The sequence below is a fragment of the Pacificibacter sp. genome (assembly GCF_039769035.1).
Lineage (GTDB): Bacteria > Pseudomonadota > Alphaproteobacteria > Rhodobacterales > Rhodobacteraceae > Celeribacter.
Genome location: NZ_JBDMZG010000025.1, coordinates 1 through 22,570, shown reverse-complemented (window position 1 = coordinate 22,570; position 22,570 = coordinate 1). Strand labels below are relative to the sequence as shown.

Sequence of the window (22,570 nt, the reverse complement as noted above, 5' to 3'; positions counted from 1 at the left end):
GCGATGACATTCGATCCAAAGGCGGTCTTGAACGGGCCAACATTGTCTTTGCGGCAAATGGTGAAAAGTGACTGGGACGCGGTTTATGCCGAGGCCTCAAAGCCAGAGTTGTGGGCGGGCCACCCTGCGACGGATCGTTGGCAAGAGCCTGCGTTTCGCGCCATTTTTGACGGTGGCTTGGCAAACCCTGATGGCTGCTACGTGATCCACCAAAAAGGCCGTGAAGCCGTGGCGGGGATCACCCGCTATTACGGTACCACAGACACGCAAACGCGCATCGGCTATACCTTTGTGGCACTGGATCTTTGGGGTTCAGGTGTGAACACAGAGCTGAAAAAGCTCATGCTGGATCATGGCTTTGCGTCGCTTGAGCGCGTCTATTTTGACATTGGAACTGAGAACTGGCGTTCGCGCAAAGCGGTGGAAAAGCTGGGGGCGCAACTGTGCGCACAGACCCAAGACGACAAAGTCGAATATGTCTTGTACAAATCCACATGGATAAATCGCTAGCCAGCGCGTAAAGGGTGCTATAGGAGACAAAGCTTGCCGCAGGATTTGCGCCTTTTGCCTTTCCCTGTCTCGAAAAAAGGACACGATGTATGACACCCGAAAATGCACTTGATGCACTCAACGCCGAAGCTGACGAAGCGCGTGCTGCGAAACAAAAATCTCATTTTGGTGCGTCCAATACATATATTGGGATTGCCCCCGGTCGTTTGGAAGAGATGGCCCGCGCGTGGCGCAAAGAAGTATCCTTTCCTGAGCGACTGGAATTGGCGAATGCATTGTGGATGTCTGGCGTGTTTGACGCGCGCTTGATGGCAGCAAAGTTGTTGACCCAAGCGCGGATCAAAGACGACCAAGATGTTTGGGCGCATATCACCGATTGGTTGGCGCAAGCCGGCACATGGGCCGAGATCGACGCGCTGTGTTCAGCGGGTCAACGTCGTTTGGCGGCGGACAATTCACGCATCAACAAAGTCTACAAACTGATGCGCCACGAAGAACCTTTGCAGCGTCGCGCGGCTTTGGGTCTTACCGAATTTTTGGCCAAAGCCCCCCACCCGTCCGAACGCGAAGTCATTGCGATTGACCGGATTTGCGAATGGTTGCCAGACGCGATTGCAGATGAGAGCAAAGACGTGCATCGCACAGCGCAATCATGGCTGCGCAGCTTGTCAAAACATGACTACAAGCGCGCCAGAGCCATTTATCGCGGTCCGCAAGAGGACACAGAGCCTGACGCGCTTGAAAATGATTTAGACGCTGATACCAGCGAAGATTAAATCCAGCCTTAGGCTGGATCCTCTTCGCCTTCACCTTCATCTTCACCTTCGCCAGCTTCTTGTGCTGCGGCGGCCTCGGCTGCGGCGGCCTCGGCTTTGGCGGCTTCTTGTGCGGCTATGTAGTCATCAATCGCACCGTCAGCATCACCAAACCCAAGTTCAGCCTTCGCAAACTCAATCATTTCGGGGGTCAGGGTCTCAACGGTCAGGCCACCTTGGCCCGTGGCGTTGTAAGCGTCCACGATGGATTGCAAGAATGCATCCTCACCAGCAGCAACGCGCCCCTCTTCAGCAGCAACAAAGGCTTCATCGTAGGTCTTTTGCGCCGCCGTCAGCGGAATACCAGCATCTAGGATGTCTTTTTCAAATCCTTCAACTGCGGTTTCATATGCCAAAGTTGCTTCTGGATCATAGCCAGGCTCACCTTCTGCTGGCGGCACTTCCAGCGCGGCAATCTGCGCATTTATCCCAGCTACAGTCGTGTCGTACGTTGCTTGAGCTGTTGCAAGCGCTGCCGCGGCATCGGCCTCTGTCGCTTCAAGGCCCACCAATGCAGCTGACGCCAAAATGATCGTCTTGATCGACGCCATTTTCGGGTCCGAGCTGTTCATAATGCCATTAATGTTGCGCTTAAGCGAATTCAGGCTGCCCAGTTGGGCATTCAAGTTTTTCGGCTTTGGCGCAGCTGCCGCGGGCTTTACAGCCTTTGACTTGGACGTTGCAGACTTGGATTTAGACGCAGCGGATTTAGATTTTGACGCCGCAGGTTTTTCTTTTTTGGATTTCTCTGATCCACCACCGCCGCCTCCGCCGCCGCCTTTTCCTTTTGCGTAGGCTGCGTTGGTTGCGAACACATCGGCTGTCACGACTGGCACCGCCAATGTCAGCGCCGCAGTTACCATCAAAACTGAACTGAGTTTCATATCAACTTTCCACCCTAAATTTCCGTTATCAGAGCGTAGCGAACCACGATTAATAAAGTCTGTCACTTTTTAAGGTCGACCTGAACTTATTTGATTCCATTGTCATATCTTATTTATCACACTTGTTAATGCTTTAGATGTGCTTGCGAGTGAGCGTCAATCCGCATACCGTTGCCCCCATGTCGACATCACATGAACTCCCACGACTCATCGACCCCTTTGCGCGGGCCATCACTTACCTTCGTGTATCCGTGACGGATCGCTGCGATTTTCGCTGTGTCTACTGCATGGCTGAAAACATGACGTTTTTGCCAAAGAAAGAGCTTTTGACGCTCGAGGAATTGGACCGCATGTGTTCGACCTTTATCGGACTTGGCGTCAACAAGCTGCGCATCACAGGCGGCGAGCCGCTTGTCAGGCGAGGGATCATGGGGTTTTTCAACAGCATGTCACGGCATTTGGACAGCGGTGCGTTGCAAGAGTTGACCCTGACCACGAATGGATCGCAGCTGGAGCGTTTTGCCGATGATCTTTATGCGGCGGGCGTACGGCGGATCAATGTGTCGCTGGACACTTTAGATACCGACAAATTCGCCCGCGTGACTCGCTGGGGCAAGCTTGACCAAGTGATGCGGGGCATTGAAGCAGCACGCAAAGCGGGGCTGCGGGTTAAGATAAATACTGTTGCGCTGAAAGGCTTTAACGAGGATGAAGTGTTCGATCTGGCCGCATGGTGTGCGGCTGAGGATATGGATCTGACGTTCATCGAAGTGATGCCCATGGGCGATCTAGGCGGTGAAGACCGCGTGGGGCAATATTGGTCGCTGGAGGACCTGCGCGGGCATTTGGCAACGCAGTTTACCTTGACCGAATTGACCGAGCGCACCGGCGGCCCAGCCCGCTATGTGCGTTTGGAAGAAACGGGGCAAAAGATCGGCTTCATCACGCCCTTGACCCACAATTTCTGCGAAAGCTGCAACCGCGTGCGTATGACCTGCACGGGAGAGCTGTTTATGTGTTTGGGGCAAGAAGACAACGCATCCTTGCGCGACATCATGCGCGCCACGCCGGAAGATGATGCGCCGCTGATCCGCGCCATTGAGGACGCAATTGCCCGCAAACCCAAAGGCCATGACTTTGATTATTCACGGCAGCAGGAAGACGGCAAAATGACCCGCCATATGTCGCACACTGGCGGATAAGGCAATTCGAGCGCGCGGCCTCAACTAAAAGCTTGCCAAACGTTAACCATGTTCCTAATTTGTTCTCAAACCTATTGAGGAGCATCGCCATGCCAAAAGACACAGACTCCGCTTACAAAACCCATTTCATCTGCCAAACCTATGTGACGCCCAATGGATCGCATGGGCTGAAGGTGGACAAGTTGATCGAATATTCCACGGCCGAAGCCGCCGAAGAGCGCGCGGAACGTGAGTGCCGTTTGCAAAACTGCATCGGCGCGGATGCCTATATGTTGATTGAGGACACGAATTCTGGCGAAGTGAGCCTGCCAGAGTTTCTGGCGCGCCACGGCACGGTACCTGAGGTGGATGCCTTTTAAATTGGCCTACAAAACCAACACAGCAACCAGCGCCAAAAACGCCGGAAGCCCCTGCGTGAACAGGATCTTCTTGGTCACAGTGCTTGCGCCATAAATAGCTGCGACACAGACGCAGAGTAAGAAAAACACCGCCACATCCGTTTTGCCTGCGATCAGGCCCCAAAACAGGCCTGCTGACAAAAAGCCGTTATACAGCCCTTGGTTGGCGGCCAAAACTTTGGTCAATTTGGCGAACTCTTCGGTGGTGCCAAAGACCTTGCGGGTGCGTTTTTCTTCCCATGCGAACATCTCAAGGTAAAGAATATAGGCGTGCAGAAGCGCCACAAGGGCAGTCAGAACGATGGCGACAGTGGACATGAGAGACCTTTCACAAATGGCGTGACTTCAGCCTAAGCCAAACCTCACGCGACAGGCAAGCGGCTCTCGACCATTTCGGCGTACCATGACGCGCCGATGGGCAGGATCTCGTCGTTGATATTGAATTTCGGGTGATGCACAGGGGCGCTGTCACCATTGCCGATCAGGATATAGGCACCGGGACGCTCCTCAAGCATATAGGCGAAATCTTCGCCGCCCATGACAAGAGGCGCAGGATCGCAAGAGCCAGCCACTTTGGTGGCGGCTTCAATGGCAAATTGGGTTTCGCGTTCGTGATTGACCATCACGGGATAGCCGAGCTTATATTTAATAGCGATGTCAGCGCCAAAGGTGGCCGCAACGCCTGCCGTGATGGCTTTCACACGCTCTTCGGCTTGGAGACGCACATCTTTGTTCATAGAGCGCACAGTACCGCGCAGCTCAACGGAGGCCGGCAAAACGTTATGCGCTTTCGAGGATGTTTCAAACGAGGTGACAGAAACCACCACCTGTTCGGTCGGATCGACATTGCGCGAAGCGATGGTTTGCAAGGCGATCACCAAATGCGAGGCGACAACTGTGCTGTCGATAGCTTCATGTGGTTTGGCCGCATGGCCACCCTTGCCCGTCACCGTGAAGGTGAACTCGTCCGTTGCAGCGAAAAACGACCCTGTGCGAATGGCGAACTTCCCCAAAGGCTGCCCCGGCCAATTGTGCATGCCGTAGACTTCGTCGATGTTCCACCGCGCCATCATGCCCTCATCGCACATAACCTTAGCGCCGCCGCCGCCCTCTTCTGCGGGCTGGAAAATCACCACACAGGTGCCATCAAAATTGCGGGTCTCAGTCAAATACTGCGCCGCCCCCAGTAACATCGAGGTGTGCCCATCATGACCACAGGCATGCATCACGCCTGCATTTGTGGACGCGTATTCAACACCGGTTTCTTCCAAAATCGGCAAGGCATCCATGTCGGCACGCAGGCCCACCGTGCGCCCTGAGGCAGACTGTCGCCCTTTGATGACGCCCACAACACCGGTGCGGCCAATGCCTTCAACAACCTCGTCACAGCCGAACTCCCGCAAAAGATCCGCAACCTTTTTGGCGGTGCGATGAACCTCGAACATAAGCTCTGGATGGGCGTGAATATCTTGGCGCCATTCCGCAATCTGTGGCTGCATATCAGCAAGGCGATTTTTGACAGGCATGGGAAAGCTCCAGTTGGCGTTGATTAACTTAGCAATACGAGTTTCAAGCCAAACAGCAAGAGAAGTCCATAGAATACACGCAGAATTGCGCCTCCACACCAAACATGCATTTAAGAACGGCACCGATCTGCGGCGATGCGATCGTGCTGTCTTGTCCCCGCGCCCGCGCCCAAGGGCGAACATTCGTTTGGATTGGTGACAAAAGTCCAAACGACGTTACCCCAACGCCATATTCACAGATCACGATCTATCTGCCAAAGAGGCGCAACGCCTGAAAAAGCACTGATTCTACGCACAGCCTAGGAGACTATGATGTTTGAGACCCTTGGATTAGACATGGACCCGCGCCAAGCCGCGATTGGCCTTGGTCTTTTGATCGGCCTGATTTTTGGCGGTTTGGCCGAAGTTTCCCGCTTTTGTTTTCGCCGCATGGTCGCTGGGCCACGCGGGGATCGCCGCTCTGCAGCCGGTGTTTGGTTCGCCGGTTTGGCCGTGGCCGTGATTGGCACGCAAATTGCAATCACACAGGGGATCGTTTCCTTTGAGGAACATCGCTTCTTTGCGGCTGACCTTCCATGGCTGGCGATCATTTTGGGCGGGTTGGCCTTTGGCGCTGGCATGGTGTTGACCCGCGGATGTGTGTCCCGTCTGACCGTCTTGGCTGGCACAGGAAACCTGCGCGCTTTGATCGTTTTGCTTGCTTTTGCCTTTGTGGCCCACGCGACATTGAAAGGCGTCTTGGCGCCCGTGCGCACATCGCTTGGCAGCGTCACCGTGGCGCTTGAAAACGCGGCATTGCCTGGCAACGCACTTGTTTGGAGCGCGTTGATTGTTGTTGCTGCGCTTTTGATCGTTGCGCGTTCGGGTGCGACCATGCGCGACATCTTGCTTGGCGCATTGATTGGCGCGTTGGTCCCTGCCGCATGGATCGGCACTGGATTTGTGTTGTTCGACGAATTTGATCCGATCGCGCTCGAAAGCCTGTCCTTTACATCCCCAGCTGCGGAAACACTGTTTTGGGGCATCGCATCCTCATCCATTCCCGCGGGTTTTGGCGTGGGTCTGATGGGCGGCGTTTTGGGCGGCGCATTGGTGTTGTCCCTAATCTTCGGTCGCTTCCAATGGCAAAGCTTTGAAACACCGCGCCAAACGGGTCGTTACTTGGCAGGTGCCGCGTTGATGGGCGTCGGCGGTGTTTTGGCTGGCGGTTGCACAATGGGCGCAGGCCTATCCGGCATTCCAACACTGTCTGTGGCAGCCATTCTGGCCGTGGTTTCAATCGCAATCGGAGGCACGCTTATGGCGCGGATTTTGCGTGATGGAGTGTCTTCAACCGGCGCAGGCCAAACCACACAAGGCCCAGTACCAGCGGAGTAATCCCCGCCAATGCGAGCCCCTTGCTCAAGCCGAGGGGCTCCAAAAACGGATAGATCGCATAGCCTGCTAGTCCCACGGCGTAGTAGCTGATCGCGACCACAGACAGGCCTTCGACCGTTTCTTGCAGCTGCAACTGTAGATCCGCACGCCGATCCATCGAGGCCAGCAAGGCTTGGTTTTGCACCTGTCGGTCCACATCCACTTTAGTACGCAACAGATTAGCCGCGCGCTCGGCCCGCCCTGCCAGATTTTCCAACTGACGCTTGGCAGCATTCACGGTACGCATTGCCGGATCAAACCGCCGCATCATGAATTCAGAAAACAATTGCCGCCCCATAAAGCGTTCTTCGCGCAAAACCTCAACGCGCTGCTGGACCAGCGCCGCATAGGCGCCCGTTGCGCCAAAGCGGAAGTTTGTCTGAGCGACCAGCCGTTCGATTTGGGTCGACAAGCGCAAGACATCATCCAGCATATCGTCAGCAGGCCCTGCCCCTTTGACGGTCATCTGCTCCATCAAAGCGGCGAGTTCCAATTCGATATCTGCCATCTGGCGATTGATGCGGCGCGCTTGCACAAGGCCCAGCATCGACATGCTTTTATAGGTCTCGATTTCGCACATCCGTTGCAGCACACGCCCAATACGCTGCGCCCCACAGTCAGGTCGCACAAACAGCGCAAATCGCATGTGCCCATCCGTATCAATGCGAAAATCTGATGCCACCGTCATCTCGCCGTCCAACACATGCGCCACGGCAAGGCTTTCTTGTTCAAACCAAGCGTCCAGTTGCTTTCCCGCAGCATCTTCGGAAGACATCGTATCGATGCGCAGAATGGCTGAGGTCAACCGCAGACCGGGCGCTTGCTCGAGCCAATCTTGAGGAAACAAATCGAAGGTTCCATCATCGAAATGCGCATCAGACACACCAGATGTGAACAGCGTATAGGTCACAAACTCTGTGTGGCTTTCCCATTTCAAATGATACTTGCCCAATTCCCCCATGTAGTGGGTTGCGTCAGGGGCCGGATGCGCCACGCCGAACCGATCCAACAGCGCGAGCAGATGCACACGGTCCAAATCGCGATCCCGCCGGGCGGCATCCCCTGCGCTCCGAATGGCCAAATGGGCAGCACGCGAGGGCGCATTGAGACGTGGAAACGGGCGGGCATGTAGTTCGTTCGCCAGCTCATAGCGGCGCGGGTGATCAGTCAAAGGGGCCATTTTAGGATCTCGTGCGTTTATCTTGCGATCACACTAGAACCAAAAAGACGCCATAGATAGGTATAAATCGTCGCATTTCAAATACTTATCGGAATACAAACGCATACCAATGTCGACCTAACGCGTCGCGACAGTCAAAGCCGTATCCATGAGCGCCTTGATATCGGCCTCTTTGGTGCCCGCAACAATGCGTCCAAATTCATCGTCGCCTTTTAGAACAATCAAAGTTGAGCGGCGCGGCACTTTCAGGCTTTTGACCAAATCAGACCGACCGAAGTCGTCCCAATCGACATCGATGAATGTGATCTCTTTTTCATAGGCAGGGTTTGCTGCCTTGAGCTTATCAAGAACGCGCTCTTGGGCTGCGCACGTAGAACACCACGAAGCTTTGAAATCCAAGAACACGGTTTTGCCAGCGGCAAGCTCCTGCGCCACAAGGCCTTCCGTGTATTCGGTTGCAGCCAATGCAGGCGCGCCTATGAAAGGCACAGCCATTAGGGCCGAAGCGGATAGGATAAAGTCACGACGTTTCATGAGGTATCTCCTTGAATATTATAACGAAACAGATAGATCGATCAGCCAAGCAGGCAAGACTTCCACCGCCCAAGCTTCGATCATGTGGTGAAGGTTGAACAGCAATGCCAACCCGACGATGACAAAGACAGCGCCCAACATGGGGCGTGATTTTTCGGCGATGGCTTGCATGAGGTTTTGATTGCGCATGAACCAAGACCGCGCGCCATAGCCAAGCGCAAGAATGATCGTGGACACACCGAGGGCGAAGAACACCATGATCATCGCCGCACGCGCAAGGCTTTCCCCCTGCGACGCCAACGCAATGGCGCCACCCAGTGTGGGGCCAATACAGGGGCTCCAGACGGCGCCCAACAGCGCGCCTGTGCCCAACTGCCCCAACGCGCTTTTGCGCTCTAAGGTGTCGATCTTTGCGTCAGCGGAATTGGCAAAACGCGCCGTCAGGCTTGAGAAACCCGCAGACAGCTTTGGAACCAAAAGTACGACACCGAAAAACAGCATCAAGCCCGCGCCAATGTCACCAAGGCGTTCTTCATCGAGACCGACAGAATAGCCAACCGTGGTGACAAACATGCCGAATGCGACGAACGACAGGCTCATCCCTGCTGCCATGTAAAACGGCCCGCCCCGACCCGCTTGCAACGCACTGGCCAAAACAATCGGCAAGATCGGCAGCACACATGGGTTGATCAGCGTCAAAAGCCCCGCGAGATATGCAAAGATAAATTCCATACGCACATCATGGCCCACAAGCGGATGCACTGTCAGCCAACAATGTTCTGACACCACGTCACGTCCCCGTCAGGGAAATGAAACAATGGCAATTGGCTGTCGCATGCATGTGTCTGAAACGCACGAAAAAGGGCGGCCCAATGGACCGCCCTGTTCAGATTTTTAGCACGCTGTCTTAGTCGATTTTCGGCAACAATGCGTTCACAGAGTCTTTGGCATCCCCGTAGAACATCCGTGTGTTTTCTTTGTAGAACAGTGGGTTTTCGATACCTGAATACCCAGTACCCTGACCACGTTTGGACACGAACACTTGCTTGGCTTTCCAAACTTCCAGAACTGGCATGCCAGCGATGGGTGAGTTTGGATCTTCTTGTGCCGCAGGGTTCACAATGTCGTTGGAGCCGATCACGATGACAACATCCGTTTCAGGCATGTCGTCATTGATCTCGTCCATTTCCATCACGATGTCGTAAGGCACTTTGGCTTCTGCCAAAAGCACGTTCATGTGACCCGGCAAACGACCTGCAACAGGGTGAATGGCGAAACGCACGTTTTTGCCTTTGCCACGCAATTTGTTGGTCAACTCGGAAACAGCCGCTTGGGCTTGCGCCACCGCCATGCCGTAACCTGGCACGATGATCACTGAGTCAGCTTCGTTCAAAGCCGTCGCAACACCGTCCGCATCGATCGCAACCTGTTCGCCTTCGACTTCCATCTGTGGACCAGTTGTGCCGCCAAAGCCGCCCAAGATCACAGACACGAAAGAGCGGTTCATCGCCTTACACATGATGTAGGACAAAATCGCACCAGAAGAGCCCACAAGCGCGCCCACAACGATCAACAGGTCGTTCCCGAGGGAGAAACCAATCGCCGCAGCGGCCCAGCCTGAGTAGGAGTTCAACATGGAGACAACCACCGGCATATCCGCGCCGCCGATGCCCATGATCAAGTGGTAACCGATAAACAGCGCAGCCAATGTCATGATGAGCAATGGCAAGAAACCACCTGTGTTGAAGTACCAGATCAAGCAGATCACTGAAAGCGCCGCAGCACTTGCATTGAGTACGTGACCGCCTGGAAGCTTGGTCGCGTTTGAGGACAATTTGCCCGCAAGTTTGCCGTAAGCCACCACAGAACCGGTGAAGGTCACAGCACCGATGAAGATGCCGAGGAACAATTCAACGCGCAGGATGTTGATCTCAACACCTGATTTATGCGCCAAAAGGCCAGCGAAGCCGTCCAGAGTTTCACGTGTTGCGTGATCCATGCCCAAGACACGGCCCAGCTCGATGTGCGCAATCAAGCCCACAAACACAGCCGCCAAACCAACGAGCGAGTGCATCGCTGCCACAAGCTGTGGCATTTCAGTCATTTGCACGCGTGTTGCCACAACGTAACCAATCGCGCCACCGGCTGCGATCAACACAATCGACAAGAGCCACAGGCCAGCGCCCGGTCCAACAAGCGTCGCGAAAACGGCCAAAGCCATGCCCACGATGCCATACCATACAGCGCGTTTGGCGCTTTCTTGTCCTGACAAACCACCCAAAGAGAGGATGAAGAGGACTGCCGCGACCACGTAGGCCGCTGTCGTAAATCCGAATTCCATAATCCTATACTCCTTAAGATTTCTGGAACATGGCAAGCATGCGCCGTGTGACGAGGAAGCCGCCAAAGATGTTGATACCAGCCATAAAGACAGACAAAGCGGCCAATAGGATCACAAGGAAGGACCCAGACCCGATTTGCATCAAAGCACCCAAGATGATGATTGAAGAAATCGCGTTGGTGACAGCCATAAGCGGTGTGTGCAGCGAGTGCGCCACGCCCCAAATCACTTGGAAACCGATAAAGACGGACAAAACAAACACAATAAAGTGCTGCATAAAGCTTGCAGGGGCCACAAGACCAACCGCGAGCAACAGTGCGCCGCCGACAGCCAACAAGGTGACTTGGTTGCGTGTTTGCTTTTTGAACGCAGCCACTTCTTCGGCGCGTTTTTCTTCTGGTGTCAGCTCAGGCACAACTTCTTTTGGCTTGGCTGCAATCGCTTGGATCTTTGGTGGGGGTGGCGGGAAGGTAATGTCACCTTCGAACGTCACGGTCGCACCGCGGATCACATCGTCTTCCATGTTGTGATTGATCTGACCGTCTTTTTCAGGGGTCAAGTCAGTCATCATGTGACGGATGTTTGTCGCGTACAATGTGGACGCTTGCGCGGCCATACGGGATGGGAAGTCTGTGTAGCCGATGATGGTCACGCCGTTTTCTGTGACGATTTTCTCATCTGCAACAGTCAGCTTACAGTTGCCGCCTTTTTCCGCCGCCAAATCGACGATCACAGAACCAGGTTTCATGGCCGCAACCATGTCTTCTGTCCAAAGCTCAGGCGCTTCGCGGTTTGGAATCAGCGCTGTGGTGATGACGATATCAACCTCAGGGGCCAATTCGCGGAATTTCGCGAGCTGTGCTTCACGGAACTCTGGGCTGGACACAGCAGCGTAGCCGCCTGTCGCGGCACCGTCTTGTTGTTCTTCCTCAAAGTCGAGGTAAACAAATTCAGCGCCCATAGATTCGACTTGCTCGGCGACTTCTGGACGCACGTCGAAAGCGTATGTGATTGCGCCGAGGGATGTGGATGTGCCGATCGCGGCCAAGCCAGCCACACCAGCACCAACAACCAGAACCTTCGCAGGCGGTACTTTACCAGCTGCTGTGATCTGACCGGTAAAGAATCGACCAAAGTTGTTGGACGCTTCAATCACAGCGCGGTAACCGGCAATGTTCGCCATGGAAGACAAGGCATCCATTTTCTGCGCGCGAGAGATGCGTGGCACCATTTCCATTGCGATGACATTGGCACCTTTGGATTTCGCCGCTTCCATGCCTGCGTCATTTGCCGCAGGGTTGAAGAAGGAAATCAACGTCTTACCTTTGGTGAGGCGTTTGAGTTCAGCCTCATTGGGTTGACGCACTTTGGCAACGATATCAGCGGCTTTCCACAATGCAGCTGCGGTTTTCACCACCTCTACACCAGCCTCTTTATAGTCATTGTCAGCGAAACCAGCCAGCGCACCAGCGCCTGTTTCGATCACACAGTCATAGCCAAGCTTTTGCAGCTGTTTGGCACTGTCAGGCGTCAACGCTACCCGCGCTTCGCCTTCAAATAATTCCTTAGGAACACCGATCTTCACGAATTTTTCCTCTTTTCCCCAGTCAAAATTTTGACATCGAACAATCCTTAGACAAAGCGAACGACTAGGGCAACATTGTTGCGCTAACATTTCGAACTTTGAACATAGGTGTCCGCGTGCCGAACGCACTCAGTTGACCTTAGCCTCGAAGTGTAACGAGCAAATCCTAAGATCACCTGCCTAAACCTTGTATAGCCCTGATGTCTCTTTTCAAAAGACAGACCTTGGCCATTGCGGCACTCTAGTGGAAGTTGACCAAAAGGAAAGCGAAAACTAACATATCAGTTTGGAAATTCAAAAATGCGATGATGACATGCGCGCTTTTGGTGGCAAATTTTCACATTTTTGGTCGAAAATATGGTGTAGTATCCCTCTATGAAACTGACGCCCCTCACCCAAAAAGACGCTCAAGCCTGTTACGATGTGTTTGTGCACGCAGTTCACGGCGGCACTGCGGCGTTTTACAGCCCAGAGCAGCAAGCCGCTTGGGCGCCCAAAGACGCCCCAATGCCTGACACTTGGCCCGCGCGCCTGACATCCGGTGTGGCGATTGGCGCCAAGCGCTGGGGCAAGATCGTAGGTTTCATGACCATGGGCTTTGATGGCCACATCGACTTTGCCTATGTGCTGCCAACTGAAATGGGCAAAGGCACCGCAGGCAAACTCTATGACGCTTGCGAGGCCGAGGCGCGCCATCTTGGCTTAACAATACTGGACACAGAAGCCTCGCATCTGGCGAAACGGTTTTTTGAAAAACGCGGCTGGCACGTCACAGCGCGACAAATGGTGATCCGCAACGGCGTCGGGATCGAAAACTTCCGGATGGAAAAAAGCCTTTAGGCCTGTTTGCTTTGCGCATAAGCGCGCACGGCATCTCCGAAAGCGCCAAACAGGGCCTTAGACGTTGGATCTAGTGCGGCCTGCCATTCTGGGTGCCATTGCACGGACATTGTGAAACCCTTTGCATCTTTGACATAAAGCGCCTCGGGCGTGCCGTCTGGTGCATAGCCATCAATGACAATACGTGGGCCAGCGCGTTTCACGCCCTGCCCGTGCAGCGTGTTTGTCATCGCCTTTGTTGTGCCCAGCACCTTGTGAAACGGACCATCGGGCTCAAATGTCACCTCGTGGCGCAGGGCAAATTTTTCTTCCACGGTGCCGTCTGGCGGCATGCGGTGATTGTCGCGCCCCTCAAGGTCGCGAATTTCGGGGTAAAGCGATCCCCCCATGGCCACATTCACTTCTTGAAACCCGCGGCACACACCAAAAAAGGGCACGCCACGCTCTACGCAGGCCCGCACCAAGGGCAGCGTGATTTCATCGCGGCACCGATCAAAGGCCCCATGCGCCTCGGTTTCTATTTCGTCATATTCGGACGGGTGCACATTGGGTCGCCCGCCAGTGAGCAAAAATCCGTCGCAGACACTCAGGAGTTCCTCAACAGAAACCACATTGGGATTTGCTGGGATCAACAAAGGCACGCAGCCAGACACATGCGACACCGCCTCGACATTCATCTTGCCGGACGTAAAGACGGGATAGTCCCCGTTCAAAAAGTCGCTGTTGCCGATGATTCCAACGATGGGGCGGGTCATGAGGGTCCCTTTCTGTCTCACTCTTTGAGCTGTTAGAACTTAACATAGGCTTGTTCAAAGAGATGAAAAGTCAGAACGCTGCGCAAGTGATATGGAAAAGGCGCACAGGTGTCCCTGCGCGCCTAAAATGCTTACAATTTGGGCCAAGCGGCCTTTAGATTTCGGCGACAAACCCTGCGGCTAAAACGCCCGCCTGCCCTGCATCGGCATCATTGTCTGACGTGTCCCCCGTGACGCCAACAGCGCCGATCACTTTGCCATCGGCATCTTTGACCAAAACACCGCCCTGCACAGGGACAACAGTGCCGCCCAGCGCGGTATTGAGCGAGGTCATGAACTCAGGCCGCGCTTTGGCGATTTCATTAAGCTTATTGCCAGCCATGCCCAGCATAACAGCGCCGTAGGCCTTGCCATGTGCAATCGCATAACGACCGGGGGCCGCATCATTGGCGCGCGCAAAGGCAATCGGGTGACCGCCCGCATCCAAAACGATGACCGACAAAGGCGCATAACCTTGAGTGGTTCCATGCGCAACTGCACCGGCAATCATCTGTTGTGCTGCTTCGAGTGTAATATGGGTCATGATTATCCCTGCGCTTTCAATTCAAGACGGCGTGCGTGCAAAACTGGCTCAGTGTAACCAGATGGCTGAACGCGGCCTTTGAACACCAAGTCGCAAGCGGCTTGAAAGGCAACGCCGTCAAAGCTTGGCGCCATTGGCGTATAAAGCGCGTCACCTTCGTTTTGGCGGTCTACGACGGCGGCCATTTTTTGCATCGCGGCCATGACTTGATCCTCAGACACAACGCCGTGGTGCAACCAGTTGGCCAAAGCCTGAGAAGAAATCCGGCAGGTCGCGCGGTCTTCCATCAGGCCCACATCGTGGATGTCTGGCACTTTGGAACAGCCCACGCCTTGATCAACCCAGCGCACCACATAGCCCAAGATACCTTGAGCGTTGTTTTCAATTTCAGAGGCGATGTCTTCGTCAGACCAATTCACGCCCTGCGCCACTGGAATGGTGATCAAATCACTCAGCGTGCCACGCGCCCCGCCTGCTTTGATCTGATCTTGGATGCCCATCACATCGACCTTATGGTAATGTGTGGCGTGCAAGGTCGCGGCTGTGGGCGATGGCACCCAAGCACAAGTGGCGCCAGATTTAGGGTGACCGATTTTGGCTTTCAGCATGTCTTCCATCAGGTCCGGCATGGCCCACATGCCTTTTCCGATCTGCGCCTTGCCCTTGAGGCCACAGGCCAGCCCGATGTCGACGTTGCGATCCTCGTATGAGGCGATCCAAGGCTCTGATTTCATATCGCCTTTGCGGATCATTGGCCCCGCTTCCATAGAGGTGTGAATTTCATCCCCCGTACGGTCCAAGAACCCAGTGTTGATAAAGGCCACACGAGATTTGGCAGCGCGGATACATTCTTTGAGGTTCACCGAGGTGCGGCGTTCCTCGTCCATGATGCCGAGTTTCACTGTGTTTTGTGGCAGGCCAAGGATGGATTCGACTTTGGTGAAAATCTCATCGGCAAAGGCCACCTCTTCTGGCCCGTGCATTTTCGGTTTCACCACATAGACAGAGCCAGTGGCGGAATTGCGCGCGCCACCCGTTTTGTTCAAATCATGCATCGCGATAAGTGTGGTGAACAGCGCGTCCATCAGGCCTTCACCAACCTCGCGCCCTTCACTATCGGTCACAGCAGGGTTCGTCATCAAATGCCCAACATTGCGCACCAACATCAAAGCGCGGGTTTTCACCGCCAGTTCAGATCCGTCAGGCGCAGTAAAGCTGTCATCGCCATGCAACGCGCGGGTGATGGTCTTGCCACCTTTGGTGACTTCCTCAGTCAAATCGCCTTTCATCAGGCCCAACCAATTGCGATACGCGCCGACTTTTTCTTCTGAATCCACTGCAGCAACTGAATCTTCGCAGTCCATGATGGCCGACATAGCGCTCTCAAGGCGAATGTCGGAAATGCCCGCAGAGTCTTGTCCGCCCACAGGGGTGCTTGGGTCGATCACGATGTCGATCAACAGCCCATTGGCACGCAAGAGCACATGCCCCTCTTTCGAACCCGCCAATTGCTCAGGGTTGGACAGGCCTGTTTCGCCCATCTTGCCATCGACGATCACCATACCGCCTTTGACAGAGACAGACGTCACATCCGCCCAAGAGCCACCCGCCAATGGCGCCACATCATCAAGGTGCGCCTTGGCCCATGCAATCACTCGGGCCCCGCGTTCTGCGTCATAGCCTTTGCCTGTCGCCACATCGCCCAGCGCGTCGGTGCCATAGAGAGCATCATACAAAGAGCCCCAGCGTGCATTCGCCGCGTTCAACGCGTAACGCGCATTGGTAATCGGCACCACCAGCTGTGGACCAGGGATAAGCGCGATCTCAGGATCGGTATCTGCTGTCTCGATCTCAAAATCTGCACCCTCTGGCACGATGTAATTGATCTCGCGCAGGAACGCCTCATAGGCTGCCGCATCGTGGGGCTGACCTTTGCGGGCAATGTGCCAGTCATCGATCTGTGCTTGAATACTTTCGCGCTTTTCCAACAGCGCGCGGTTTTTCGGGCCAAGTTCATTGACGATCTCTGCAAAACCCGCCCATACCGTTTCAGGCGTGACATCAAGACCAACAAGAGCTTCGTCTTCGACAAAGCGCACCAAATCAGTTGCGATATTTAGGCCAGAAATATGTGTGCGTTCGGTCACGGAATCATCCTCTCATTGGGGCTCGGTCTTTTGCGAACCGTAGGCAGGAATGGCGCGCTCGGCAAGGCTGGTAATATTTTTTTACCAAAATAGCCAAAATTTACATCGAGCGCTTATTTATTCACCAATGACGCCTCCCAACGGTCCAGTGCAGCTATTGGCCCAGCACCATTGTGTGCCTTGCAGCTCCCCCACCGGCGTTCTAACGTCCGACCAAACCCGCATTTTAAAGCGAAAGCCCTTATATGACCGACCTCGCCCCCCAGACCATTTTTCTCAAAGATTACGCAGAGCCGCATCATTGGGTTGAGACTGTGCACCTCACTTTCGCATTGTCCCCGCGCGCCACACGGGTGCGGTCAAAGATCGTCTTTACACCGAACGACAAAAACACTGGCGATCTGATCTTAAATGGCGAACAGCTGTCTTTGAAATCCGTCACTGTGAACGGCGCCTATGTCGCCTATGACACCACGGACACGCACCTGACGATCAAACAGGCCGACCTGCCACAAGAGCCGTTCACCTTTGAGGCAGAGGTCGAGATTTCACCCGAAACCAATACTGCACTTGAAGGGCTCTATATGTCCTCTGGCATGTATTGCACCCAATGTGAGGCCGAGGGCTTTCGCAAAATCACCTATTACCCCGACCGCCCTGATGTGATGGCCGTATTCACCGTGCGTGTGGAATCTGAGCTGCCGGTGATGCTGTCAAACGGCAATCCGCAAGCCTCTGGCGATGGTTGGGCCGAATGGCATGACCCTTGGCCTAAACCGGCGTATCTGTTTGCTTTGGTCGCAGGCGAGCTTTTGGCACACGCTGGACAGTTTACCACCATGTCCGGCAAAGACGTTGAATTGAATATCTATGTGCGCAAAGGCGACGAGGACAAATGCGCCTTTGGCATGCAAGCGTTGATCGATTCCATGGTATGGGACGAACGCGTCTACGGGCGTGAGTACGACTTGGACATTTTCAATATCGTCGCCGTGGATGATTTCAACATGGGCGCGATGGAAAACAAGGGTTTGAACATCTTCAACTCTTCTTGTGTTCTGGCATCGCCTGAGACCTCCACCGATGCGACCTTTGAACGTGTCGAGGGCATCATCGCTCATGAATATTTCCACAACTGGACAGGCAATCGCATCACGTGCCGTGATTGGTTCCAGCTGTGCCTCAAAGAGGGCCTGACAGTCTACCGCGATCAGATGTTCTCGGGCGATATGCGCAGCCATGCGGTCAAGCGCATTGAAGAAGTGCTGCTGTTGCGCGCGCGTCAGTTCCGCGAAGACAACGGTCCATTGGCGCATAACGTGCGCCCCGAAAGCTTTGTGGAAATCAACAATTTCTACACCGCGACCGTTTACACCAAAGGCGCAGAAGTCATCGGCATGCTGCGCCGCCTGATCGGGGACGAGGCTTATTACAAAGGCTGCGACCTTTACTTTGAGCGCCACGATGGACAAGCCGTCACCATCGAAGACTGGATCAAAGCCTTTGAAGACACCACTGGGCGCGATCTGTCGCATTTCCAACAGTGGTATTCTCAAGCTGGCACACCGCGCTTGTCGGTTGAGGAAACGTGGGACAATGGCACGCTCACGCTCAGCTTTACGCAATCGACCCCTGCCACACCGGGTCAGGACGTGAAAAAACCCCAAGTGCTGCCCATCATGGTTGGTCTTATTGCGCAAGATGGCACAGAAGTCGTGCCCAACACGATTTTGGAAATGACCGAAAGCAGCCAGAGCTTCACCTTTGAGGGCCTGTCCGAGCGCCCCGTCGCATCGATCTTGCGCGACTTCTCCGCGCCGGTAATTTTGCAACGCGAGATGGACGCCAAAACCCGCGCCTTCCTCTTGGCCAATGACACGGACCCGTTCAACACGTGGGAAATGGGGCGCATGCTGGCGAAAGACACGCTTGTGGCCATGATCGTGGACGGCACAGAGCCTGATCCCGCATATTTGGACGCTCTAAAAACCATGCTGTCAGACACCAGAAAAGATCCTGCATTCCGTGCATTGTGTTTGGCCCTACCATCGCAAGACGACTTGGCGCAAACCCTGACCGATGCCGGTGTCACGCCTGATCCGATGGCCATTTACGAACAGCTCGAAGAGTTGCGTCATATTCTGGCCAGCGCGTTCAAAGACATCTTACCCGCTCTTTACGCCGACAACGACGCCGGTGCCTTCAAACCCGACGCAAACGGGTCAGGCAAACGCGCGTTGCGCATGGCGGTGCTGTCGCTGTTGACGCTTAATGATGGCGGCGCGGCCGCGCGCAATCTGTTTGAAACCGCAGACAACATGACCGAACAAGCCGGTGCTTTGACGGCACTTTTGTCCGCAGGAACAGGCCAAGAAGAATTGGCAAGTTTCTATGCGCAGTGGTTCCATGACCGTTTGGTGATGGACAAGTGGTTCATGATGCAAGTCGCTGTCGCAGCCCCGCTTGAAGCAGCGCATATTGCTGATAAGCTCACGCAGCATGCTGATTTCGAAATGAAGAACCCAAACAGGTTCCGTGCGGTCTTTGGCGCTTTGCAAGCAAACCACGGCGGCTTTCACGCCCCCGATGGCGCGGCGTACAAATTGCTGGCTGATTGGTTGATCAAGCTTGATCCGCTGAACCCACAGACAACCGCCCGCATGTGTGGCGCGTTTGAGACGTGGAAGCGCTATGACGCAGATCGCCAAGCGATGATCCGCACCCAATTGGAGCGCATCTTGGCCACGCCAAACCTCAGCGGTGACACAACAGAAATGGTGTCGCGCATTCTCGCGGCATAAGTTGCCCCTAGAAAAGCGAGACAGTCAAACGAAAGGACCGCCCATGACAGGCGGTCCTTTTTAGTTTCGTCAACGCCTATCAGACTTTGATGGGGATCCGAATTTGACCAGTATAGCCAGCTTTAGGCGAGCCTGACGTCTGCATGGTTTGCAGTTCCATCTGAGCATCATTGTTGTCGCGGAAAATGGAATCGCGACGCATGCTCAGGCGAGACAGGTTATTGGCGCTCTGCGCATACAGATCATCTGCTGAATAGACGTCTTGGCTGTGCTCTTCGGTGAACGCCCATTGCGAAGTCAAAACAGGTTTGGCACCGGACACAGCGGCAAGTGGCGTCTCGAAAACTTCGAAATGCACATGCGGCCAACGCCCTGGGTAACAGCCCGGGAACACGGTGGTGAACGACACTTTGCCATCAGCACCCGCCACGCCAACAGCGCGCAGGTAGTTGTCGTCCATGTCATACATGGAATAGCGCCCAATCGCGTCGCAGTGCCACAGATAGATCGCGTAGCCAGCAAGCGGCGTACAATCCGCACCGGCACTGACCAGTTCGAGGTCCATCTCAAGCGGCACACCTTCGGCCACGGATGTCATACCGCCAAAACTTGTCCGCATGTCAGAGCGGATCACCCCTGCTTGATCGAGCGCATTATACGCCAAACCACCACGCGTGCGCGTGCCATTGGCTGGGAAAGGCCCCGCGGTTTCGGACGGCATCGGCAGACATTCACCCAATGCGAACGCAGGTCCAGCAGCGGCTGTGCCAATCCCAAGCCCCGCCATCAGGCCAAGCATCTTGCGCCGCCCGATCATGCGCGGCAAATCATGGCAAAGCCCAAATCGTGGTCGTCTTGATGTGCGGTGTCTTTTGACATGATTGGTCTCACTATTTGTGTGCGTCGGTCATTACACGTGGCGCTTGGTCGTTTCCGTCGCGCTTTTTTTTTAAATCGGCTCAGATTAAATCGGCCCTGACAGGCGCTCTTCAGACAACAATACATTGGCCTCGACATTCCCTACCCCCGGCAGGGTCATCACGCGCCGCCTGAGCACACGCTCAAAGTCAGATAGATCCTGCGCCACAACGCGCAACCGATAGTCATACAGGCCCAACACGTGCTGCACCGTTTGCACTTCGGGAATTGAGCTAACAGCGCGTTCGAAATCTTCCAAAGACACACGACCTTTGGTGGCCAGCTTGATGCCCAAGAATACAGTCACGCCAAATCCGAGCCGTTCCAAGTTCAAATCCACGCGACGTGGCCCAAACAATCCCGCCTCGCGAAGACGTTTGATCCTGCGCCACGTGGCGGGCTGGCTTAATCCATGATCGCGCCCCAACGCGCCCGCAGATTGGGTGGCATCCACACAAAGTGCGCGCACCAAAGCGCGGTCGATATCGTCAAGCTCCTGCGTCATAGCGGCACCTCTTGGCGTTCTTTGACTTGGGCCACATGCATCAAGGCCTCGATGTCTGAAATATGCGGCAAGGTTACGATATGTTCTCGATAGAGCCGCTGATAATCAGGCATGTCGCGCGCAATCACCAACAGCCGTACATCGACTTGACCCAAGAACGTGCCAATGGAAATCACTTCGGGCACGCCCCGCGCCGCCGCGATGAATTCGTCAAAGGCACGCGGGTTGGTTTTGTCCAAGGTAAAACGCAAGGATACTTCCACGGTGTACCCCATTGCTTGCCAATTGATCTCGTCGCGAATGGCACGGATCACGCCGCCTTCGCGCATTTTTTCGACACGGCGCGCGAATGTCGCCCCTGTCACGCCCGCGCGCGCGGCCAAAATGGCGACGGATTCTTCTGGATCGGCCTGTAGCTGTCGTAGAATCCTACGGTCTGTATCGTCTATTGGCATGAAAATTTCACATTATCTATTTTTCAAGAATGAATTTAACACATTTATCGCAAATCAGTCAAATTTTGAACTCGCACTCAGCGCAATATTCACTATTGTGCCCTTCAGACGAATAAGACGACCATAACCAGAATAAGGAGCGCCAACATGCGCGTTTATTACGATCGCGATTGCGATGTAAATCTCATCAAAGAAGCTAAAGTTGCAATCTTGGGCTACGGCTCACAAGGCCACGCACACGCGTTGAACCTGCGCGACTCTGGCGCGAAAAACGTTGTTGTTGCTCTGCGCGAAGGCTCCCCTTCTGCGAAGAAAGCTGAAGGCGAAGGCCTGAAAGTTATGGGCATTGCTGAAGCGGCTGCTTGGTGTGACGTGATCATGTTCACCATGCCCGATGAGCTTCAGGCTGAGACATACAAAAAATACGTCCACGACAACATTAAACCAGGTGCAGCAATCGCATTTGCTCACGGTTTGAACGTACACTTCGGCTTGATCGAGCCAAAAGAAGGCGTTGACGTGATCATGATGGCGCCAAAAGGCCCAGGTCACACTGTACGCGGCGAATACGTCAAAGGCGGCGGCGTGCCTTGCCTTGTTGCTGTTGACACAAACGCGACTGGCAAAGCTTTGGAAATCGGCCTGTCATACTGTTCCGCAATCGGCGGCGGTCGCTCCGGCATCATCGAGACAAACTTCCGCGAAGAATGTGAAACTGACCTGTTTGGTGAGCAAGCTGTTCTGTGTGGTGGCGTCGTTGACCTCATCCGTTGTGGCTTTGAAACACTCGTTGAAGCGGGCTACGCACCTGAGATGGCATACTTTGAGTGTCTGCACGAAGTGAAACTTATCGTAGACCTGATCTACGAAGGTGGCATCGCGAACATGGACTACTCCATCTCCAACACAGCTGAGTACGGTCAATACGTGACTGGCCCACGCGTGATCCCATACGATCGCACAAAAGCTGAAATGAAACGCGTTCTCGAAGACATCCAATCCGGTAAATTCGTACGTGACTTCATGCTCGAAAACGCTGTTGGCCAGCCAACAATCAAAGCGTCCCGTCGTGCAAACGACGAGCACCTGCTCGAAGAAACAGGCGCGAAACTCCGTGGCATGATGCCTTGGATTTCAGCTGGTAAAATGGTCGACAAAGAGCGCAACTAAGCTTT

Annotated in this window: 22 protein-coding genes; 8 read left to right on the top strand and 14 right to left on the bottom strand. The window is 54.5% G+C overall.

Annotation, left to right across the window (positions count from 1 at the left end; genetic code table 11):
- Positions 1-3 precede the first annotated feature (3 nt).
- A complete protein-coding gene (locus ABF287_RS02690; RefSeq protein WP_347183490.1) occupies positions 4-510 on the top strand; it encodes a GNAT family N-acetyltransferase in 507 nt (168 codons plus the stop codon).
- Positions 511-599: 89 nt separating this feature from the next.
- A complete protein-coding gene (locus ABF287_RS02685) occupies positions 600-1,286 on the top strand; it encodes a DNA alkylation repair protein (protein ID WP_347183489.1) in 687 nt (228 codons plus the stop codon).
- Positions 1,287-1,294: 8 nt separating this feature from the next.
- Here the strand turns inward: ABF287_RS02685 and ABF287_RS02680 are convergent, their stop codons facing one another.
- Positions 1,295-2,209: a hypothetical protein gene (locus ABF287_RS02680; RefSeq protein ID WP_347183488.1), complete on the bottom strand. Its 915-nt coding sequence runs from the start codon at positions 2,207-2,209 to the stop codon at positions 1,295-1,297.
- A gap of 179 nt (positions 2,210-2,388) precedes the next feature.
- Between ABF287_RS02680 and moaA the strand changes: the two genes are divergently transcribed.
- On the top strand, positions 2,389-3,411 hold the full coding sequence (gene moaA / locus ABF287_RS02675) for a GTP 3',8-cyclase MoaA (protein ID WP_347183487.1): 1,023 nt from the start codon (positions 2,389-2,391) through the stop codon (positions 3,409-3,411).
- Positions 3,412-3,500: 89 nt separating this feature from the next.
- Positions 3,501-3,770 carry a hypothetical protein gene (locus ABF287_RS02670; protein WP_347183486.1) on the top strand — a complete coding sequence of 90 codons (270 nt, stop codon included), beginning with the start codon at positions 3,501-3,503 and terminating at the stop codon, positions 3,768-3,770.
- Positions 3,771-3,776: 6 nt separating this feature from the next.
- Here ABF287_RS02670 and ABF287_RS02665 read toward each other — a convergent pair whose 3' ends face one another.
- Both ABF287_RS02665 and ABF287_RS02660 read right to left on the bottom strand, forming a co-directional pair.
- Entirely contained in the window at positions 3,777-4,127 is a 351-nt protein-coding gene (locus ABF287_RS02665) for a DUF1304 domain-containing protein (RefSeq protein ID WP_347183485.1), read from the bottom strand.
- Positions 4,128-4,171: 44 nt separating this feature from the next.
- The gene (locus ABF287_RS02660) at positions 4,172-5,335 is read right to left on the bottom strand and encodes a M20 aminoacylase family protein (RefSeq protein WP_347183484.1); all 1,164 of its coding nucleotides are present in this window, start codon (positions 5,333-5,335) and stop codon (positions 4,172-4,174) included.
- A 312-nt stretch (positions 5,336-5,647) separates the two neighbouring features.
- Between ABF287_RS02660 and ABF287_RS02655 the strand changes: the two genes are divergently transcribed.
- Positions 5,648-6,712, top strand: a complete 1,065-nt coding sequence (locus ABF287_RS02655; protein ID WP_347183483.1) for a YeeE/YedE family protein — start codon at positions 5,648-5,650, stop codon at positions 6,710-6,712.
- On the opposite strand, the gene ABF287_RS02650 is transcribed toward ABF287_RS02655, so the two are convergent.
- From ABF287_RS02650 to ABF287_RS02630, 5 genes are all read right to left on the bottom strand, one after another.
- On the bottom strand, positions 6,633-7,931 hold the full coding sequence (locus ABF287_RS02650) for a DUF3422 domain-containing protein (RefSeq protein WP_347183482.1): 1,299 nt from the start codon (positions 7,929-7,931) through the stop codon (positions 6,633-6,635). The genes ABF287_RS02655 and ABF287_RS02650 overlap by 80 nt on opposite strands.
- Before the next feature lie 117 nt (positions 7,932-8,048).
- Positions 8,049-8,465, bottom strand: a complete 417-nt coding sequence (locus tag ABF287_RS02645) for a thioredoxin family protein (RefSeq protein ID WP_347183481.1) — start codon at positions 8,463-8,465, stop codon at positions 8,049-8,051.
- Between the two features lie 18 nt (positions 8,466-8,483).
- Positions 8,484-9,197 (bottom strand): cytochrome c biogenesis CcdA family protein, encoded by a 714-nt coding sequence (locus tag ABF287_RS02640; protein ID WP_347183480.1) that lies wholly within the window; start codon positions 9,195-9,197, stop codon positions 8,484-8,486.
- 175 nt (positions 9,198-9,372) lie between these two features.
- Entirely contained in the window at positions 9,373-10,806 is a 1,434-nt protein-coding gene (locus ABF287_RS02635; RefSeq protein WP_347183479.1) for an NAD(P)(+) transhydrogenase (Re/Si-specific) subunit beta, read from the bottom strand.
- A gap of 13 nt (positions 10,807-10,819) precedes the next feature.
- The gene (locus ABF287_RS02630; RefSeq protein ID WP_347183478.1) at positions 10,820-12,391 is read right to left on the bottom strand and encodes a Re/Si-specific NAD(P)(+) transhydrogenase subunit alpha; all 1,572 of its coding nucleotides are present in this window, start codon (positions 12,389-12,391) and stop codon (positions 10,820-10,822) included.
- A gap of 375 nt (positions 12,392-12,766) precedes the next feature.
- On the opposite strand from ABF287_RS02630, the gene ABF287_RS02625 reads away from it, so the two are divergent.
- Complete coding sequence (locus tag ABF287_RS02625; RefSeq protein ID WP_347183477.1) at positions 12,767-13,231, top strand: GNAT family N-acetyltransferase; 465 nt, start codon at positions 12,767-12,769, stop codon at positions 13,229-13,231.
- Here the strand turns inward: ABF287_RS02625 and ABF287_RS02620 are convergent.
- The 3 genes from ABF287_RS02620 to ABF287_RS02610 all read right to left on the bottom strand — a co-directional run bounded on the left by ABF287_RS02620 (position 13,228) and on the right by ABF287_RS02610 (position 16,716).
- On the bottom strand, positions 13,228-13,986 hold the full coding sequence (locus ABF287_RS02620; protein WP_347183476.1) for a gamma-glutamyl-gamma-aminobutyrate hydrolase family protein: 759 nt from the start codon (positions 13,984-13,986) through the stop codon (positions 13,228-13,230). The two genes, ABF287_RS02625 and ABF287_RS02620, sit on opposite strands and share 4 nt — an antisense overlap.
- 154 nt (positions 13,987-14,140) lie before the next feature.
- Positions 14,141-14,569, bottom strand: coding sequence for a heme-binding protein (locus tag ABF287_RS02615; RefSeq protein WP_347183475.1), 429 nt, complete (start codon positions 14,567-14,569; stop codon positions 14,141-14,143).
- A 2-nt stretch (positions 14,570-14,571) separates the two neighbouring features.
- Positions 14,572-16,716 carry a malate synthase G gene (locus ABF287_RS02610; protein ID WP_347183474.1) on the bottom strand — a complete coding sequence of 715 codons (2,145 nt, stop codon included), beginning with the start codon at positions 16,714-16,716 and terminating at the stop codon, positions 14,572-14,574.
- 245 nt (positions 16,717-16,961) lie between these two features.
- Between ABF287_RS02610 and pepN the strand changes: the two genes are divergently transcribed.
- A complete protein-coding gene (gene pepN / locus ABF287_RS02605) occupies positions 16,962-19,517 on the top strand; it encodes an aminopeptidase N (protein ID WP_347183473.1) in 2,556 nt (851 codons plus the stop codon).
- 79 nt (positions 19,518-19,596) lie between these two features.
- Here the strand turns inward: pepN and ABF287_RS02600 are convergent, their stop codons facing one another.
- The 3 genes from ABF287_RS02600 to ABF287_RS02590 form a co-directional block, all read right to left on the bottom strand.
- On the bottom strand, positions 19,597-20,343 hold the full coding sequence (locus ABF287_RS02600; protein ID WP_347183472.1) for a hypothetical protein: 747 nt from the start codon (positions 20,341-20,343) through the stop codon (positions 19,597-19,599).
- A gap of 138 nt (positions 20,344-20,481) precedes the next feature.
- A complete protein-coding gene (locus tag ABF287_RS02595; protein WP_347183471.1) occupies positions 20,482-20,940 on the bottom strand; it encodes an Lrp/AsnC family transcriptional regulator in 459 nt (152 codons plus the stop codon).
- On the bottom strand, positions 20,937-21,395 hold the full coding sequence (locus tag ABF287_RS02590; RefSeq protein ID WP_347183470.1) for an Lrp/AsnC family transcriptional regulator: 459 nt from the start codon (positions 21,393-21,395) through the stop codon (positions 20,937-20,939). The genes ABF287_RS02595 and ABF287_RS02590 overlap by 4 nt, the downstream gene beginning before the upstream one ends.
- Before the next feature lie 147 nt (positions 21,396-21,542).
- Here ABF287_RS02590 and ilvC point away from each other — a divergent pair, with 147 nt between their 5' ends.
- On the top strand, positions 21,543-22,565 hold the full coding sequence (ilvC, locus tag ABF287_RS02585) for a ketol-acid reductoisomerase (protein ID WP_347183469.1): 1,023 nt from the start codon (positions 21,543-21,545) through the stop codon (positions 22,563-22,565).
- Positions 22,566-22,570: the final 5 nt, after the last annotated feature.

Coding starts and splice junctions, on each gene's coding strand:
- ilvC (WP_347183469.1), top strand. CDS start 21,543: ATGCGCGTTTATTACGATCGCGATTGCGATGTAAATCTCATCAAAGAA.
- ABF287_RS02685 (WP_347183489.1), top strand. CDS start 600: ATGACACCCGAAAATGCACTTGATGCACTCAACGCCGAAGCTGACGAA.
- ABF287_RS02590 (WP_347183470.1), bottom strand. CDS start 21,395: ATGCCAATAGACGATACAGACCGTAGGATTCTACGACAGCTACAGGCC.
- ABF287_RS02615 (WP_347183475.1), bottom strand. CDS start 14,569: ATGACCCATATTACACTCGAAGCAGCACAACAGATGATTGCCGGTGCA.
- ABF287_RS02595 (WP_347183471.1), bottom strand. CDS start 20,940: ATGACGCAGGAGCTTGACGATATCGACCGCGCTTTGGTGCGCGCACTT.
- ABF287_RS02670 (WP_347183486.1), top strand. CDS start 3,501: ATGCCAAAAGACACAGACTCCGCTTACAAAACCCATTTCATCTGCCAA.
- ABF287_RS02690 (WP_347183490.1), top strand. CDS start 4: ATGACATTCGATCCAAAGGCGGTCTTGAACGGGCCAACATTGTCTTTG.
- ABF287_RS02660 (WP_347183484.1), bottom strand. CDS start 5,335: ATGCCTGTCAAAAATCGCCTTGCTGATATGCAGCCACAGATTGCGGAA.
- ABF287_RS02655 (WP_347183483.1), top strand. CDS start 5,648: ATGTTTGAGACCCTTGGATTAGACATGGACCCGCGCCAAGCCGCGATT.
- ABF287_RS02635 (WP_347183479.1), bottom strand. CDS start 10,806: ATGGAATTCGGATTTACGACAGCGGCCTACGTGGTCGCGGCAGTCCTC.
- ABF287_RS02665 (WP_347183485.1), bottom strand. CDS start 4,127: ATGTCCACTGTCGCCATCGTTCTGACTGCCCTTGTGGCGCTTCTGCAC.
- ABF287_RS02650 (WP_347183482.1), bottom strand. CDS start 7,931: ATGGCCCCTTTGACTGATCACCCGCGCCGCTATGAGCTGGCGAACGAA.
- ABF287_RS02625 (WP_347183477.1), top strand. CDS start 12,767: ATGAAACTGACGCCCCTCACCCAAAAAGACGCTCAAGCCTGTTACGAT.
- moaA (WP_347183487.1), top strand. CDS start 2,389: ATGTCGACATCACATGAACTCCCACGACTCATCGACCCCTTTGCGCGG.
- ABF287_RS02620 (WP_347183476.1), bottom strand. CDS start 13,986: ATGACCCGCCCCATCGTTGGAATCATCGGCAACAGCGACTTTTTGAAC.
- ABF287_RS02645 (WP_347183481.1), bottom strand. CDS start 8,465: ATGAAACGTCGTGACTTTATCCTATCCGCTTCGGCCCTAATGGCTGTG.
- pepN (WP_347183473.1), top strand. CDS start 16,962: ATGACCGACCTCGCCCCCCAGACCATTTTTCTCAAAGATTACGCAGAG.
- ABF287_RS02640 (WP_347183480.1), bottom strand. CDS start 9,197: ATGGAATTTATCTTTGCATATCTCGCGGGGCTTTTGACGCTGATCAAC.
- ABF287_RS02680 (WP_347183488.1), bottom strand. CDS start 2,209: ATGAAACTCAGTTCAGTTTTGATGGTAACTGCGGCGCTGACATTGGCG.